General features: G+C 59.7%; 9 protein-coding genes. 5 read left to right on the top strand and 4 right to left on the bottom strand.

The window, feature by feature from the left end:
• Positions 1 to 58 precede the first annotated feature (58 nt).
• A complete protein-coding gene (locus ACESMW_RS03275; protein ID WP_372985648.1) occupies positions 59 to 3,562 on the top strand; it encodes an NAD-glutamate dehydrogenase in 3,504 nt (1,167 codons plus the stop codon).
• A 174-nt stretch (positions 3,563 to 3,736) separates the two neighbouring features.
• On the top strand, positions 3,737 to 7,363 hold the full coding sequence (gene putA, locus ACESMW_RS03280; protein ID WP_372985649.1) for a bifunctional proline dehydrogenase/L-glutamate gamma-semialdehyde dehydrogenase PutA: 3,627 nt from the start codon (positions 3,737 to 3,739) through the stop codon (positions 7,361 to 7,363).
• 78 nt (positions 7,364 to 7,441) lie between these two features.
• Here putA and ACESMW_RS03285 read toward each other — a convergent pair whose 3' ends face one another.
• The 4 genes from ACESMW_RS03285 to ACESMW_RS03300 all read right to left on the bottom strand — a co-directional run bounded on the left by ACESMW_RS03285 (position 7,442) and on the right by ACESMW_RS03300 (position 13,060).
• Positions 7,442 to 9,454 carry a CocE/NonD family hydrolase gene (locus ACESMW_RS03285; protein WP_372985650.1) on the bottom strand — a complete coding sequence of 671 codons (2,013 nt, stop codon included), beginning with the start codon at positions 9,452 to 9,454 and terminating at the stop codon, positions 7,442 to 7,444.
• A gap of 23 nt (positions 9,455 to 9,477) precedes the next feature.
• Complete coding sequence (locus ACESMW_RS03290; protein WP_372985651.1) at positions 9,478 to 10,782, bottom strand: acetyl-CoA carboxylase biotin carboxylase subunit family protein; 1,305 nt, start codon at positions 10,780 to 10,782, stop codon at positions 9,478 to 9,480.
• A gap of 105 nt (positions 10,783 to 10,887) precedes the next feature.
• Entirely contained in the window at positions 10,888 to 11,583 is a 696-nt protein-coding gene (locus ACESMW_RS03295; RefSeq protein WP_372985652.1) for a lytic transglycosylase domain-containing protein, read from the bottom strand.
• Between the two features lie 121 nt (positions 11,584 to 11,704).
• A complete protein-coding gene (locus ACESMW_RS03300; protein ID WP_372985653.1) occupies positions 11,705 to 13,060 on the bottom strand; it encodes a dicarboxylate/amino acid:cation symporter in 1,356 nt (451 codons plus the stop codon).
• Positions 13,061 to 13,141: 81 nt separating this feature from the next.
• On the opposite strand from ACESMW_RS03300, the gene ACESMW_RS03305 reads away from it, so the two are divergent.
• From ACESMW_RS03305 to ACESMW_RS03315, 3 genes are all read left to right on the top strand, one after another.
• A complete protein-coding gene (locus tag ACESMW_RS03305) occupies positions 13,142 to 13,381 on the top strand; it encodes a TIGR02647 family protein (protein ID WP_092001511.1) in 240 nt (79 codons plus the stop codon).
• 138 nt (positions 13,382 to 13,519) lie between these two features.
• Positions 13,520 to 14,278 (top strand): TVP38/TMEM64 family protein, encoded by a 759-nt coding sequence (locus tag ACESMW_RS03310; RefSeq protein WP_372985654.1) that lies wholly within the window; start codon positions 13,520 to 13,522, stop codon positions 14,276 to 14,278.
• On the top strand, positions 14,275 to 16,343 hold a 2,069-nt coding region (locus ACESMW_RS03315; protein WP_372985655.1), incomplete at its 3' end, for a hypothetical protein. The genes ACESMW_RS03310 and ACESMW_RS03315, both read left to right, overlap by 4 nt.

Genomic DNA, 16,343 nt, shown 5'->3' on the forward strand with positions numbered 1-16,343 from the left:
AGTATACTGGATTGGCATGAATCCGTACCGCCCTGTGGATACCGCCCGGAGAAGATTGATGACCGATTCCCGCTCAGTACAACAACAAAGCCTGCTGGAACAGCTTGCCAATGCCCTTGATGACCAGAATGTCGAAGCCGATGACTCACTCGATCTTCGCCAGGTAGTGGCGAAAATGATGGAGGAATCCCGTTCATGGGACGATGACCTCCACAGCCAACTGGTCGCGACCTTTGGCGACACCCTCGGCGGGCGGTATGCCCAGCTTTTCAGCGGTAGTTTTCCCTCGGCGTATCGGGCCCGCTTTCCGGTGGCCGAGGCTCTGGAAGATATTCGCCAGATCCAGTCCATAGCCATCAGTTCCGATGTGCCCATGGGCTTTTACGATTCCGGCGACAGCGCCGAGGGCCAGCTCAGCTTCAAGCTTTACAGCCAGGGCAGTCCGGTGATCCTGTCGGATGTGATTCCCATCCTGGAGAATCTCGGAATGCGGGTTCTGGGTGAGCATCCCTACGCAATCCGGCGTCGGGATGGCGAGGCCTTTGGCGTCAGTGACTTTACGGTGGCGTTCCATTCCCGATGCCGGAACGCCGATTTCAGGACGGCGAAACCCCTCGTGCAGCAAGCCTTCCGGGAAATCTGGAACGGCTTTGCCGAGAACGACGAGTTCAACCAGCTGGTCATGGCGGCCGGCCTCGGGTGGCGGGAAGTTGCGTTGTTGAGGGCCTACGCGCGCTATATCAAACAGCTGCGCTTCGGCTTCAGCCAGCCCTTTATTGCCGATACGCTGGTTCGCCACCTCGATATCACCGCCGGTCTGGTCTCCCTGTTCAGGGCCAGGTTTGATCCGGAGGAATTGAAGGCCGAGGAGCGAGCCAAGCGTATCGATGCGATCGAGAGGGAGATCCTTGCTGGGCTGGAACAGGTGGAAAGCCTGGATGATGACCGGATCCTGCGCCGCTTCCACGCCCTGATCCAGGCCACCGTCAGAACCAATTATTACCAGCCGGAGGAGACCGGCCAGCCGAAAGGCTACCTGTCCTTCAAAATCGACCCTTCCTCGCTACCGGACATTCCCAAACCCCGGCCCCGTTTCGAGATCTTTGTTTATTCGCCCCGGGTGGAAGGCGTCCACCTGAGAGCCGGTGCGGTCGCCCGCGGTGGTTTGCGCTGGTCCGATCGCATCGAGGATTACCGGACCGAGATTCTGGGGCTGGTGAAGGCGCAGCAGGTCAAGAACTCGGTGATTGTGCCGGTGGGTGCCAAGGGCGGCTTTGTCGTCAAGCAGCCGCCGGAGGGTGGCGACCGGGAATCGCTTCGGGCTGAGGGTATCACCTGTTACCAGACCTTCATTCGCGGTTTGCTCGATCTCACCGACAACCTTGAGGACGGTATGGTTGTGCCACCGGCCAACGTGGTCCGCCATGACGACGATGACCCCTACCTGGTGGTGGCCGCGGACAAGGGAACAGCGACCTTTTCCGATATCGCCAACCATCTGGCCGGGGAGTACCGGTTCTGGCTTGGTGACGCCTTCGCCTCCGGTGGCAGTGAGGGTTATGACCACAAGAAGATGGGCATTACCGCCCGGGGTGCCTGGGAATCGGTGAAGCGCCATTTCCTCGAGAAGGGGCTGGACACCCAGTCTGAGGATTTCGCCGTGGTGGGTATCGGCGATATGGCCGGTGACGTATTCGGCAACGGCATGTTGCTGTCGGAGCACATTCAGTTGGTGGGCGCATTCAATCACCAGCACATTTTTGTGGATCCGTCGCCGGATGCAGCGGTCTCATTCGCCGAGCGTAAGCGTCTTTTCGAATTGCCCGGGTCCAGCTGGGCGGATTATGACCATAGCCTCATCAGCAAAGGCGGCGGTGTCTTTGCCCGATCCGCCAAATCGATTCCGATTTCACCCGAAATGCGTTCGCTTGTGGGCATCGATGCCCAGCGACTGGCGCCCAATGAGCTGATCCGCGCGCTGCTCCGGGCACCGGTGGACATGATCTGGAACGGCGGTATTGGCACCTATATCAAGGCGCCTTCCGAGTCCCATGATGACGTCGGGGACCGGGCTAACGACGGGCTCAGGGTCGACAGTCCCGAGCTTCGTTGCCGTGTGTTGGGTGAGGGGGGCAACCTTGGTGTCACCCAGCGAGGTCGGGTAGCGTTTGCCCTGGCTGGCGGCTCTGCCAATACCGACTTTATCGATAACGCCGGAGGAGTGGACTGCTCCGACCATGAAGTGAATATCAAGATCCTGCTCAACGAGCGTGTCGCCCGGGATGAAATGACACTGGGCGAGCGTAATCAGCTGCTCCGGACAATGACGCCGGAAGTGGCGGAACTGGTGCTACGTAACAATTATCGCCAGGCCATGGCGCTCAGCCTGGCCTGCACCGGCAAGGTCGGATCGGATGACGGGTATGAGCGCCTGATGCGCCGGCTTGAATCGGACGGGCGCCTGGACCGTGCCCTGGAATTCCTGCCGGACGACGATGAGCTGCGCGAACGCTCCGGAGGGCTGACCCGGCCCGAGCTTTCGGTGTTGCTGTCGTACACCAAGATAGAGCTCAAACAGGCACTCATGGCCGCTCCTATTGTCCGGGATCCGCGGTTTTCCCGGGCGCTTTTCTCGGCCTTTCCGGTATCCATGCGCGAAGCTTTCCGGGAGGCCATCGAAGCGCACCCGCTGCGTGCCGAAATCGTGGCAACCCAGATTGCCAACGACATGGTCAATCGCATGGGCATCACCTGGGTGGAGCGAATCCGCAACACCACCGGGGCAGATGCCGGCCGTATCGCCGCCGCCTATCTGATCTCAGTTGGAATCCATGACGTAGACCGGCAATGGGAAGCCCTTGAAAATCTGGATGGCCGGATAGACGCTTCGGTGCAGGCCGATTTGTTCAGCGATGTCATCCGCCTGGTCACCCGGAGCACGACCTGGTTGCTGCACAACCGGCGCCACGATCTGGACCCGGCCGACTGTGAGGCCCGATACCAGGGGCCTCTGGCGGATGTGCTGGCCTCCATCAAGCGATTGTCTTCGGTCATCCCTGAAAGCCGCTGGTATGGGCACTATGCTGAGTACAGGGAAAAAGAGGTTCCGGAAGCGCTGGCTGCTTATTGTGCGTCGGCGGAGAGCCGTTACTGGCTGATGGACATGATCGAGATTTCAAGCCAGCTGGGTCAGGAGCTGGAGTCCGTGGCCTGGGTGTATTTCCAGTTGGGGGAAAGCCTGAACCTGACCTGGCTGGACCGTCAGATGCGTGGTTATCGGGCGCATGGGCACTGGCAGGTTCTGGCAACGGTCCATTACCGGGATGAACTGGACCAGCAGCTGCGGGGCCTGACCGCTTCCGTGCTGGCGCAGGATGATTCCGATGAAGGCGCTCCCGCTTCTCCGGAGGCAAAGCTGGAGTCCTGGCGAAGTGCGAGGCAACCGCTGCTGGGCCGTTGGGAGCGGGTGCTCGGGGATATGCAGGCCGCCAATGACGTGGATTGTGCCGTGTTTTCGGTGGCGCACAGCGTGCTCAGGGAGCTTTCCAGGGAGGCTCTCTGATTCATATAGAAGGGCGATATGTCTATAACGTGACACTTCGATGGTTTTTTAGTGAATCATAATTCATCAAAAAAGTCGTAATGTATTGCATGCCCTGTTTTTATGGGCGAATCGTCTTTTTTATTCTCGGTAAAATGCGAGAGATACAAGACAAACAGCGAAGAGGGTACAACTATGAGACAGCAATCAGTGAATCCTGACCTCAACGAACATCGCCAGGCAATCCGGCAGAACTATCTGGCGGACGAGCATGCGGTGATTCACCAGCTGATTGCTGACGCCCAGTTGTCCCAGGCCGAGCGCGAGGCGATCTCCACCCGCGCCGCAGACCTGGTGCGTAGCGTCCGCGAGAATGCCCGCCCGACCATCATGGAGAAGTTCCTGGCGGAATACGGGCTCACCACCAAGGAAGGCGTTGCGCTGATGTGTCTGGCTGAGGCCCTGCTTCGGGTGCCGGACAACCTCACCATCCACGATCTGATCGAAGACAAGATCACCTCCGGCAACTGGGGCGCTCACGTGGGCAAGGCCCAGTCCGGGATGATCAACTCCGCGACCGTGGCGCTTCTGATGACCAGCAACCTGCTTAAGGACTCCGAGCGCCAGAGCGTTGGCGAGACCCTGCGCAAGCTGGTAAAGCGCATGGGCGAGCCGGTGGTTCGCACCGTGGCCGGGCAGGCCATGAAGGAGATGGGGCGCCAGTTCGTTCTGGGGCGCGATATCGAGGAAGCCCAGGAGCGTGGCAAGTACTACGTTGAGCGTGGTTACACGTACTCCTATGACATGCTCGGTGAAGCCGCACGTACCGATGCCGATGCGCAGCGCTACTACCAGGCCTATTCCGACGCCATCGACAGCATCAGTAAGAACTGCGAAGGCGATGTGCGCACCAACCCGGGCATTTCCGTGAAGCTGTCCGCCCTTCTGGCCCGTTACGAGTACGGCCACAAGGAGCGGGTGATGAATGAACTCTTGCCCCGCGCCCTGAAACTGGCCAAAAAAGCGGCGGCCGCAAATATGGGCTTCAACATCGACGCTGAGGAACAGGATCGTCTTGATCTGTCCCTGGATGTCATCGAAGCCATTCTTTCCGACCCGGAACTGCAGAACTGGGACGGTTTCGGCGTGGTGGTTCAGGCATTCGGCAAACGCTCCGCCCAGACCCTCGACTGGCTGTATGCGCTATCCGAGAAACTGGACCGTCGCATCATGGTGCGCCTGGTAAAAGGCGCCTACTGGGATGCCGAGATCAAGCGTGCCCAGGTGATGGGCCTGAGCGATTTCCCGGTGTTCACCCGCAAGGCCTGCAGTGACGTTTCCTACCTGTCCTGCGCGAAGCAGTTGCTGGGCATGACCGACCGCATCTACCCGCAATTCGCCACCCACAACGCGCACTCTGTGTCGGCGGTTCTGGAGCTGGCAAAGGATCTGGACCGTTCGAAGTTCGAATTCCAGCGTCTGCACGGTATGGGCGAGTCCCTGCACGATCAGGTACTGCAGGACAGCGGCGTACCCTGCCGGATCTACGCACCGGTCGGTGCCCACAAGGACCTGCTGGCCTACCTGGTGCGGCGCCTGCTGGAAAACGGCGCCAACAGTTCTTTTGTGAACCAGATTGTCGATACCAGCATTACCCCGGAAGAAATTGCCAAGGATCCCATCGACGCTGTGCTGGCGCTGGGTGAGAACATCTCCAGCAAGGCCATTGTGCCGTCGGCGAAGATCTTCGGTGACCAGCGTCGTAATTCCAAGGGTTGGGATATCACGGATCCGGTGACCGTGGCGGAAATTGAAGAAGGCCGTGGCAGGTTCAGGGAACACCAGTGGAAGGGCGGCCCCGTGCTTGCGGTGGAGTCTTCCAGCGACGAAGTCCACGAGGTTCGTAACCCGGCCAACCCCGATGATCTGGTGGGCCACATCACCTTCACCTCCGAGGCCGATATCAGCGTAGCCCTGGACGCCGCCCAGGAGGGTTTCAAGGGCTGGTCTGCCAGATCGGCCGAAGAACGCGCGGCCTGCGTTCGCAAGGTGGGTGACCTGTACGAGGAACATGCCTACGAGCTGTTTGCCCTGACCACCCGTGAGGCCGGCAAGTCCCTGCTGGATGCGGTAGCGGAAATCCGCGAGGCGGTCGACTTCGCCATGTTCTACGCCAATGAAGGCATCCGCTACGAGAAGGATGGCGAGGCCCGTGGCGTTATGTGTTGTATCTCGCCGTGGAACTTCCCGCTGGCGATCTTTACCGGCCAGATCCTGGCCAACCTGGCGGCGGGTAACGCCGTTGTGGCCAAGCCGGCCGAGAGCACCTCGCTGCTGGCGGTGCGCGCGGTTGAGCTGATGCATGAGGCGGGTATCCCCCGTGATGCCATCCAGCTTCTGCCGGGTACTGGTGCCACCGTAGGCTCCGCGCTGACCTCCGATGCCCGCGTGACCGGTGTGTGCTTCACCGGCTCTACGGCCACTGCCCAGCGTATCAACAAGGCCATGACCGAGCACATGGCACCGGACGCGCCGCTGGTGGCCGAGACCGGCGGCCTGAACGCCATGATCGTGGACTCCACCGCGCTGCCTGAGCAAGTGGTGCGGGATGTGCTCGCCTCTTCGTTCCAGAGTGCCGGCCAGCGCTGCTCCGCACTGCGGATGCTCTACGTCCAGAAAGACATTGCCGATAACCTGCTGGAGATGCTCTACGGCGCCATGGAAGAACTGGGTATCGGTGATCCGTGGCAGCTGTCTACCGACGTGGGCCCGGTGATCGATGAGCCGTCCCAGAAGAAGATTGTCGACCACTGCAACAAGTTCGAGCAGGCCGGCAAGCTGTTGAAGAAAGTGGAAGTGCCGACCAAGGGCCGTTTCGTTTCGCCGGCGGTGCTCAAGGTCAGCGGCATCGAGGAGCTGGAGGAAGAGATCTTCGGCCCGGTACTGCACGTGGCTACCTTCGAAGCGAAGGACATCGACAAGGTGGTGGACGCGGTCAATGCCAAGGGCTATGGCCTGACCTTTGGTATCCACAGCCGGGTCGACCGTCGGATCGAGCATATCGCCAGCCGGATCCACGTGGGCAACACCTACGTGAACCGGAACCAGATTGGTGCCATTGTCGGCTCCCAGCCGTTCGGTGGTGAAGGCCTCTCCGGTACCGGCCCCAAAGCGGGTGGCCCGCTGTATGTCCGTCGTTTCGTCAAAGGGGAGACGGTCGAGAAGCCGTCCAGCTCCAGCGACAAGGTCATCGGTGCGGACAAGGCACAGAAGCTGATCAACCAGGTGGCCTCGGGCAAGGCTCCAAGGCCGGAGGAACGTCAGGAAACCCTGAAGCCGTTCTTCGGAGAGGTTCCGGCGCCCATGGACAAGGGCTATCTGGAAATGCCCGGGCCCACCGGTGAGCAGAACCATCTGTCCTTCCATGCCCGGGGCGTGGTCCTGTGTCTGGGACCGGATGCCGATTCAGCCATGGAGCAGGCGGCAACCGCGCTGTCCCAGGGCAACCAGGTGGTAGTCATTGCGCCGGATGCCGAGAAGAAGGTGGCGGATGCCGCCAGGGCCGGCCTGCCCATTGTGGCAGTCAACGGCGTGCTCGATCCGGACGCCCTGGCCGAGCTGTCCGGCTTCGAGGCGGTGGTCAGCGTGGCCGAGAAACCGCTGCTGAAGCAGTACCGTCAGGCTCTGGCCGAACGCGACGGCGCCCTGCTTCCAATCATCACCGAGCACAAGCTGGATCAGCGCTACGTGATTGAGCGGCATCTTTGCGTGGATACCACGGCAGCGGGTGGCAACGCCAGCCTGATTGCCTCGGCTGAATAAAGCCCGCGGCCTCTCTGCCAGCGGTCCGGGGAATACTCCGGACCGCTGGTCGTCACTTTTCCCAGCCTCTTGATCCTGCTACACCAGGTTCCGCTTGATGATGCGGTTCCAGTTTCGGGAGAAAACCCGCCGTTTCCCCTCGAAGGCATCCAATTCTGCGTCCAGGTAGAAATTCTGGCCGTCGCAGGTCAGTACTGTCCTGGTGGTGGTCCTGATACTCCAGTCTCCCCGTTGATAGGCTCTGACAGCCAGTGTCTCGCCACGCGCGGAAGAGAAGTCATCGGCCTGGTAGGAGTACCACTCTTTCACACTTTGCTCGATCGTCAGGTCGGGGTCTGCCAGGTAATACACTCCGCTGTCGTTGATGACCTCCAGGGTGGATATATCCTTGTCGAGTTCCCGGATCACACGCCAGTCATGGTGCCCCTCTCGAATCTGTGTCTTCTCGCTGGCCGGTGTACTTTCCGGCTCGGGGAAGCTGATTTGCTGAGGCTTTGGGGGGTGCACCGGCAGGATCAGCCGACTACCCCCGGTATGGATTTTTAGCTGGGTAGACCTTGGGGGTGGCCAGGCCAGAGGAAAATAGGATGACGATACCGCAAGGCGGAGCCTGTGGCCGCGGGGAAATTTCTGGGCAATGCCGTTGAGTCGTAATCGGATACGATAGGTAGTTCCCGGATTCAGGGGCGATGGTGAAGCATGACTTTCCCGGTGGGCCAGGTTAAGTAACCCGTACGTGACCCTCGTTACCTTGTTATCCGGGCGCATATCTGACAGCCGGACGCCAATCATCGCCACTGGTTCCGACGCCGAGAGATTGAGCTCCACCACCGGTGCCCCGAGTATCTCCAGCGGCTCCTCCAGTGGCTCTGTGGTGAAAACGAGGGCACCTCCATCCTCTTCCCTTTGATCGTGGGGCAGGTCGGGGGTGTTGCTGTAAGAGCACCATTTACCGGCGAATAAACCGTTGCTTAAAGGCGACTGGAGAGCCAGGGAGGCGACCTCCGCCGTACTGTGGCTTTCCACCAGCCGATAGGGAGCAAGCTTATAGGTGCGCTCGATAGTGGACGGGGAAGGCCATTTTGCCTCACTGACCCAGCGCCCAAAGCGCTGATGGTAAGACGTGGAAGGTGGCATGCTGTCGAGCATCCAGGCTCGTAACATGGGTTCTTCCATGATCCCGGTCTCACGGCCTTTCAGCCATTTGTCCCACCATCTCAGGCATTCCTGGAGGAATCCGATCGCAGGTCCCGGCACGCCCTGGTGCGGGTATTTGTGGCTCCAGGGACCGATCAGGCCCACACGTGGACCCGGGAGTTTTTCCAGTAGGCGGAAAACCGCGTTGGAGTAACCGTCGGCCCAGCCGCTGACGGCCATGACCGGCACCTCGACCCTGGAGAAATCCTCACAGATCGAACCATGGCGCCAGTAATCGTCGCGATGCTGGTGCTGCAGCCAGGTTTCCAGCCAGAGTCCGCTGCCTTCCAGACGCTGGAACCACATGTCGCGCCAGCGGTCTCCGACGATATCTGGGTCCGGCGGCAGGGAATTGTAGGCAAACATGACCGATGCCCAGGACAGGTTGTCACCCAGAAGGCAGCCGCCCATATAGTGGACATCGTCCGCGTACCGGTCATCCGTCGAGCAGACGCTGACCACGGCTTTCAGTTGCGGTGGCTGCAGAGCGGCGATCTGAAGACCGTTAAAACCGCCCCAGGATATTCCGATCATTCCCACCCGGCCGTTGCACCAGGGTTGCTCTTCCAGCCACGCCAGGATGGCGACGCCGTCGTCCAGTTCCTGCTGCAGGTACTCGTCCGTCAGCACACCTTCGGAATCCCCGCTACCGCGGATGTCCACCCGGATACAGGCATAGCCGCGGCCGGCAAAATACGGGTGGTTGGCCTCATCTCGTAGGCGCGTGCCGTCTCTTCTTCGGTAGGGGATGTATTCCAGGATCGCTGGAACCGGCCTACGCTCAGCGGATTCCGGCAACCAGATCCGGGCGGCAAGACGAATGCCATCTGGCATCGGAATCCATTGGTGTTCAATGTTCCGGACAGGTTCAGGGAGCTTGTCGACAGTTTTCATGCAGTTGTCCCTGTGGTTGGCGATTACGTTTTTCCGCTCAGAGGTTCAAGCTCGATATCCATCAAACCCTGTATGTCACGGTATTTTTGCAGTAATTCCTGCTGGCTCTGTGCGCCCAGGAATATCACGGCAATTTCATAGCTGTAGCTGTCCTGGTCGGCCAGTGATGACAGCTTCATGCCGGGCTCGATATGTAACTCTATATCCGACTCCGGAAACTGCTCCTTCAGTTTGGCCAGAGACCGGGCGTCGGGCACCTTTTTGACGATGGCGTTTTCATAGGTGCGCCACATGAATTTTGCCGCGATCCTGAACTGACCCTGCCGGGCCGGAAAGTCGGGCTTTTCGCCCAAGGCCAGTTCCACCATGACTTTGTGGTGAGCATGGCCATCCACCTTCTGGAACAATGGACAGTGTGATTTGGAAATACGGGTATTCACTTCAAGCAACGAGATGCGATCGCTGCTACTCCAGTAGAACTCGGCATTGAATGGCCCGTTGTCAAAATCAATGTGGCGCAGAAAGCGGTCAATGACAGAGATCATTTGTTGCTGGACGCGCCGGGGGATCGAAGACGGGTATTGGTACCGTGAGAAGCTGGAGCGGTGTTTGCCTTCCCGAATAGAGTCGACAATGCCGTATACGGTAACCTCTCCATCATACACGTACCCCTCAAGCGTGCATTGCCTGCCCTTCGATATGATCTGCTCAGCGAGACACCAGTTGCCGTGTATCCGGGCGACCTTGTCCGGCAGTTGGGCAAATTGCAGCACGTAGTTGAAAGGATTGCCGTAGCGTGCGATTCCGTCACGAATTCTCTGGATGGCATGGTCCAGTTCGGAATCATTCCTGACCTTGAACCCAAGGTAGGATGAGGCTGACTTGATGGGTTTGATCCAGAACGGGTAATCAAGGGTGATTTGCTGGCGATAATCGTCCGCAAACGGATCGACCGCGCAGAAGTCCGGAATGAAGTCAGGGATGACCCGGCGTTGTTCAAGCCGGCTCCAGTATTTGTGTTCACACTTCAGCACCGACTCAAGACTGGGAGATGCAAGGTCATAGGGTTTCCTTAGCAGCGGCAACAGAGTGCTCACCGGGAAGTCCCAGTAACCCACGATCCCGTCGACCGTTCCCCTGAAGTTCCGCAGTTTTTCCTGGGCGCCCTCGTACAACTCCCGTACTGGAAATTCCTCGCCGGCCTTGATCTCACTGTAATGGTAAAGGCTGTGCAACTTGTAGCGGTTCTGAGTGTCCAGTGACCGCATCAGGGACAGATTGAATTCATCCGAGCCAAAGACGAAGATGTTTTTGCGGGTCGATTCCATGACACCAGAGCCCTTTCCAACACGTGTCTACTCTTCATAGTCACTGGGAGCCGGTGGTGCCAATGTGAATTGTTGGACCAGGCGGATCTGGGCGATTGGTCCTGGCTATCGTGAAGCGTAACGCTCATGCAGAATGCCCACCCGCTCCACATAGGCCTTGGTCTCGGCGTAGGGGGGAACCCCCTTGTAGCGGGTGACGGCGCCAGGGCCGGCGTTGTAGGCAGCAGTTGCCAGGCGAATATCCCCATTGAAGCGGGCCAGCATCCGGGCCAGATAATTCACGCCGCCACGAATGTTTTCGGCGGCCGCCATGGCGTTACTCACGCCGAGTTCCTTCGCGGTGCCCGGCATCAGTTGCATCAGCCCCTGGGCACCCTTGGGAGACAGTGCCTTGGGATTGAAAGCGGATTCGGCGTGAATGACGGCCCGGACAAGGGCCGGGTCGACATCGAACTCAGTGGCCGCCGCCTGGATTTCCTGCCGGTAGGGGGAAAGGAACAGTGGGGTCTTGCGCCAGTCGACTTTCGAGTTCGGGTCACAGGCGTAGCAGTGAAAGCGGATGACATCGAACGTGGCGTTGTTTGGCTGGATACTGCTGTACGAAACGACGCCGTTCTCATCGGTATAGCGATAGACGGTCTCGTTGCCGGTGGAGGCAATCGGCGCGTCCTGGCTCTTGGTGTTGGTGTACTCGACGGTGCCATCCGGATGCACGATGCGCTTGATGCCATCGGCCAGCACGGCACTCGAGAGCATCATCGAAATGAGAGCGCAGGACAGAAGTTGTGATCGTTTTGCCATGGTCCGTAATTAGCCGCCTACTGCCAGGTGGACGTGAGTTGCCTATTATTTCAGCCAGAGGCCCTGTGGCAAAGGGCCGGGGTCTCATAAACTGTAATCGCAATGATGCAATTTGTTGCAGTTACGAATCGGCCGGTGCCGGTTCCGACGGCAACCGGGTGCCTGACCAGTTCTCCATCAGCCGGCAGGTCACCAGGTCACCGGTGACGTTGATGGCAGTGCGGCACATGTCCAGAATCCGGTCCACCCCCATGATCAATGCGATGCCACTTGGCGGTATGCCCACGGTCTGGAGCACCATGGCAAGGATGACGATGCCAACGCCGGGTGTGGCCGGTGAACCGATGGACGCGCCGACCGCCATGGCAACTACCAGCGCCATGCTGCCCCAGCCAAGATCAATTCCATAGACCTGGGCCAGGAACACGGTTGCCACCGCCTGGTAGAGTGCGGTGCCGTTCATGTTGATGGTCGCGCCCAGGGGAATCACGAACTCGGAGATCGAGGGCCGCACCCCGAGTTTGTCTTCAGCGGTCCGGATGGACAGCGGCATCACCGCGGCAGAGCTGGAAGTGGAAAATGCCAGCAGCAGGACATCGCGGGTGTCCTTGAGGAAGCGGATTGGGTGTTCACCCCCCAGAAACTTCAGGATCAGCAGATAAAATCCCAGCAATATCAGCAGTCCCAGCAGGACGGTCAAGACATAGGAGCCCATGCCCAGCATGGCCCGGAACCCGATGGTGGTGGTGAGCTGGGCCATCAGGCCAAAGACGGCGAAGGGCGCCAGGCGCATCGCCCATTGCACCACGGTCATGCAGACCTGTTGCAGGGAATCGAGCAGGTCCAGCATCGGTCGGGACTTTGCCGGTGCCATGCTGACGAGTGCAACGCCGACGATAATCGAGAAGATCACTACCTGCAGCATCTGGCCCTCCACCATGGCATCCAGGGGATTGCCGGGTAGCAGCCCCAACAGAGTCTGGGGAAGGTCCTCAACGCTGGGCATTGTGGCATTCACCACCTCGTCAGAGGCTTCCGTCACTGGTGTGGCCAGCCCGGTCAGCATGCGCCCGGGGTTAATCAGGCCGCCAACCCAGAGGCCAATAGAGGCGGCAATTGCCGTGGTGATGATGAAGAAAATCGATACCCGCATACCCAGCTTGCGCAGTTGTGAAAGATCTTCACTGGAGGCCAGGCCACGCACCACCGAGGCAATTACGAGCGGTATGACAATCATCTGTATGGTGGCGAGGAAGAGGTGACCGGGAAATGCCAGCCAGTTACCGATCAATCGTCCCCTTTCCGGCTCGATCAGGCCGACCGAGGGGCCGAGCAGGGTGCCGACCACCAGGCCGGTCCCCATACCGATCAATACTTTGAGCCACAGTCGCCCCTTCACGAGTCCGGAAAGGTACACATTCAGATGGCGAAGTGGCCGCAGGTAATAGTTCGGGAATTCTTCGCTGTTATTTGTCATGCTGGCTTCGTCCCTGTGCTTGCCAAGTGCTGACCTGAGCCTAGACTGAAAAGCAGATCAATCATAAAAAGAGGAAGTGCCATGCCATTCTCGCCGAACCACCTTGCAGAGCTCAATCTGTTACTGCAGTTTCCCTCGACCTCCATGCAGGAAGGCATCAAGGTGCATGCCCATTCCGCTGCGCCGGAAACGGTCCGGGCTGCCGAGAGTCTGTTCGCCAAGGGACTGATCAGCCAGAAGGATGGCGGCTATCTGACACCGATGGGCACCGAGGCAGTGGAACTGACTCACAAGCTGCAATCCATCCTGACGAGCAAGTGAGCCCGGCTGGAACGATTGTAAGTACCATCCGAGGGGCTACAGCTTTGGGACCAGCCGCGCCCCCGGGTTAGGGTAAAGTCTGGTCCGGGTGGTGATTTGCACCCGAAATCTCAGTTCTGGCAAGGAGTTGAGCGTTTGGTGTCTGCCTCCGAACCGAAACAACGAGCCAACTGGACCCGATCGCCGCTGTTGTGGATGGCTGGCAGTATTGCCGGTGTCGGGGTGATCGTCGGGCTCCTGTATGCGCTTGGTGTGCACCAGCAAATCGTCGACTTGTTGCGGTGGTTTGATGAGCAGGGCGCCTGGGCGGCGTTGTTCTTTGTTGTGCTCATGGTTTCGGCCATGGTGCTGTTGCTGCCCGGAGTGTTGCTGACCACCGGCGCCGGCTTCGTTTTCGGAGTGGTCGAGGGTACCCTTTATGTGGTGATCGGCACCACCATCGGGGCTGGACTGGCGTTTCTGATTGCGCGGTATTTCTTTGGCGAGACCGCCCACATCTACATTCGCAACCGGGCAAAGCTGTCGGTGGTGACCGACGAGATGGCACCCCATGGCTGGAAGATCGTACTGCTGACACGACTGATTCCGTTTTTCCCCGGCAAGGTATCGAACTACCTGTTCGGCCTGACCAGCTTTTCATTCCCCGGTTTTGTCGCGGGTACCTTTCTCGGGGTGATTCCTTTCTCACTGCACAACGTTTACCTCGGCTCGCTGGCCGCTGACCTGTCCACCCTGGGGGTCCGGGAAAGCGCCCGTACTCCGCTGGAGTGGACCATCTACGGCGCGGGTTTTCTCGGCACTGTACTTGCGGTGGTGATGCTGAATCGTCTGGCCAGACGGGCATTGGCCCGTTACCGGATGGAAACCGAACCCATGGGACAGGAGGATTCTGGATGAGCTGGATGAACTGGTTACCCTGGCGTTACATCATCAAGCGTGTGGCCCGCCAACATGGTTTCCTTGACCCGATTACGCTGCTGGGCAAGTTGCATGGCTTTGCTCAACCTTCCGAGGTGGGCGAGCCTATTGAGTTGTTGCGGGCCGGTGTGGTGTTTCACGCCCGGGGACTGATCAACAGCCGGGTCATCCAGCACAACCTGGACTGGGTCTGGCCCTACTGGGTGGAGCGCCAGTTCGATCCCACCGACACGGCCTTTGTTCCCAGAGCCTTTTCCATAACCCATATCAACCTCACCAACCGGAACTGGACGGCCATCGGTCAGCCGGACGTGGATGAACTGCCTATCGTGGATCCCCGGGGGCTGTTGACCCCTCTGTACGACGGCTGGTCACTGGATGGTTGGTTGCTGGCCGAAGACGAGCGTTGCCTGCTGCCTTCCCGGGCAAAGCAGGCCCGCCAGTGGCAGGAACTGGGGGATACCCCGGTCGTAGTCACCGAAACGGTCCAGGATGGCCTGAAGCTGATCAGCCGCAGCCGGGTGGCCATCGAGAATGGGCGGCCGGTATGCAAGCTCACTCTGCGGGCCGAATCGGACGTGACGGCCTCGTTGGTGTTGTCCCTGCGGCCCGCTAATCCGGAGGGCATCAGCTTTATCCAGCAGGTTCGGCTGGAGGAGGACGGCAGCGGCTGGCTGGTGGACGGAACCCAGTCCGTTAAATTTGACCGCACCCCGGAATGGCATCACGTATCTGATTACAAACAGGGTGATGTGCACATCCATCTCATGGATCGACAGCAGGAGACCGAAGGCAAGTGTGACGTGGGGATGGTCACCGCCGCTGCCCTGTTCCCGGTAACGGCCGGAGAGTCCACGGAACTGACGGTCAGCATTCCCCTCGAGGTGGCTGGCCTGGCGCCGGCCGGACCGGATGCCTGGCACCGGGTCCGGGAGGATACCGCGCGCTTGCAGTGCCCGGATGAAAAATACCAGTTCCTGTATGACGCCGCGGTCACCTCGCTGATACTGCATTCCCCAAAGGATGTTTATCCGGGGCCTTATACCTACAAGCGGTTCTGGTTCCGGGATGCGGCTTTTATCATCCACGCGCTGTTGAGCGTGGGATTGACCGAGCGGGCCGAGCGGGCACTCAACCAGTTTGCTGATCGTCAGATGCGTGACGGGTATTTTCGCTCCCAGGAAGGTGAGTGGGATGCCAACGGCGAGGTGCTCTGGATTCTGGACCGTTTTTGTCAGTTAACCGGTCAGGATCTGCCGGAGCGCTGGGAAGCGCCGGTCATGAAAGGGGCGCGCTGGATCCAGAAGAAACGGCTCAGCGAAAACCTGAATGCGCCCCACGCGGGACTGTTGCCGGCCGGATTCAGCGCCGAGCATCTGGGTCCGAACGACTATTACTACTGGGATGACTTCTGGGGGATTGCCGGCCTGAACGCCGCCGCCAACCTGCTACGGGATGAGGACCGGGAGGCCAGTGAAAGCTTTGCCGCCGATGCCCGGGAATTCAATCAGGCGGTGGAGCGCAGCCTGGCCAGTTGCGAACTGCGCCTCCAGCGTCCAGGCATGCCGGCGTCACCCTATCGCCGGCTGGATGCCGGCGCCATTGGCTCACTGGCCGCTGGCTATCCCACCCAACTCATGAAACCGGATGACGAGCGCCTGCTGGACTGTGCCAATTTCCTGATCGACAGGTGCTTTGTCCATGGCGCGTTCTACCAGGATATGATTCATTCCGGACTGAACGCCTATCTTACCCTGCACGTGGCCCAGGTGCTGTTGCGGGCCGGTGATCGTCGCCATGTGGAGTTGATGGATGCCGTAGCCAATATGGCATCCCCGACCGGCCAGTGGCCAGAGGCCATCCATCCGGCCACCGGTGGGGGCTGCATGGGAGATGGCCATCATGTCTGGGCTGCGGCCGAGTGGGTGCTGATGATCCGCAACTGCTTTATCCGCGAGGAGGGCAATCGCCTGATCCTTGCTTCCGGAATCCCGGAGCGTTGGCTGGCCCAGGAGAAAACCATCCGCTTCGGCCCGGCGCCAAC

Origin of the sequence: Marinobacter sp. (genome assembly GCF_041690455.1) — a bacterium.
In the GTDB taxonomy this organism is placed as follows: domain Bacteria; phylum Pseudomonadota; class Gammaproteobacteria; order Pseudomonadales; family Oleiphilaceae; genus Marinobacter.

Excerpts from the sequence above, each read along its gene's own strand:
- ACESMW_RS03275 (WP_372985648.1), top strand. The coding sequence starts at position 59 with ATGACCGATTCCCGCTCAGTACAACAACAAAGCCTGCTGGAACAGCTT.
- putA (WP_372985649.1), top strand. The coding sequence starts at position 3,737 with ATGAGACAGCAATCAGTGAATCCTGACCTCAACGAACATCGCCAGGCA.
- ACESMW_RS03285 (WP_372985650.1), bottom strand. The coding sequence starts at position 9,454 with ATGAAAACTGTCGACAAGCTCCCTGAACCTGTCCGGAACATTGAACAC.
- ACESMW_RS03290 (WP_372985651.1), bottom strand. The coding sequence starts at position 10,782 with ATGGAATCGACCCGCAAAAACATCTTCGTCTTTGGCTCGGATGAATTC.
- ACESMW_RS03295 (WP_372985652.1), bottom strand. The coding sequence starts at position 11,583 with ATGGCAAAACGATCACAACTTCTGTCCTGCGCTCTCATTTCGATGATG.
- ACESMW_RS03300 (WP_372985653.1), bottom strand. The coding sequence starts at position 13,060 with ATGACAAATAACAGCGAAGAATTCCCGAACTATTACCTGCGGCCACTT.
- ACESMW_RS03305 (WP_092001511.1), top strand. The coding sequence starts at position 13,142 with ATGCCATTCTCGCCGAACCACCTTGCAGAGCTCAATCTGTTACTGCAG.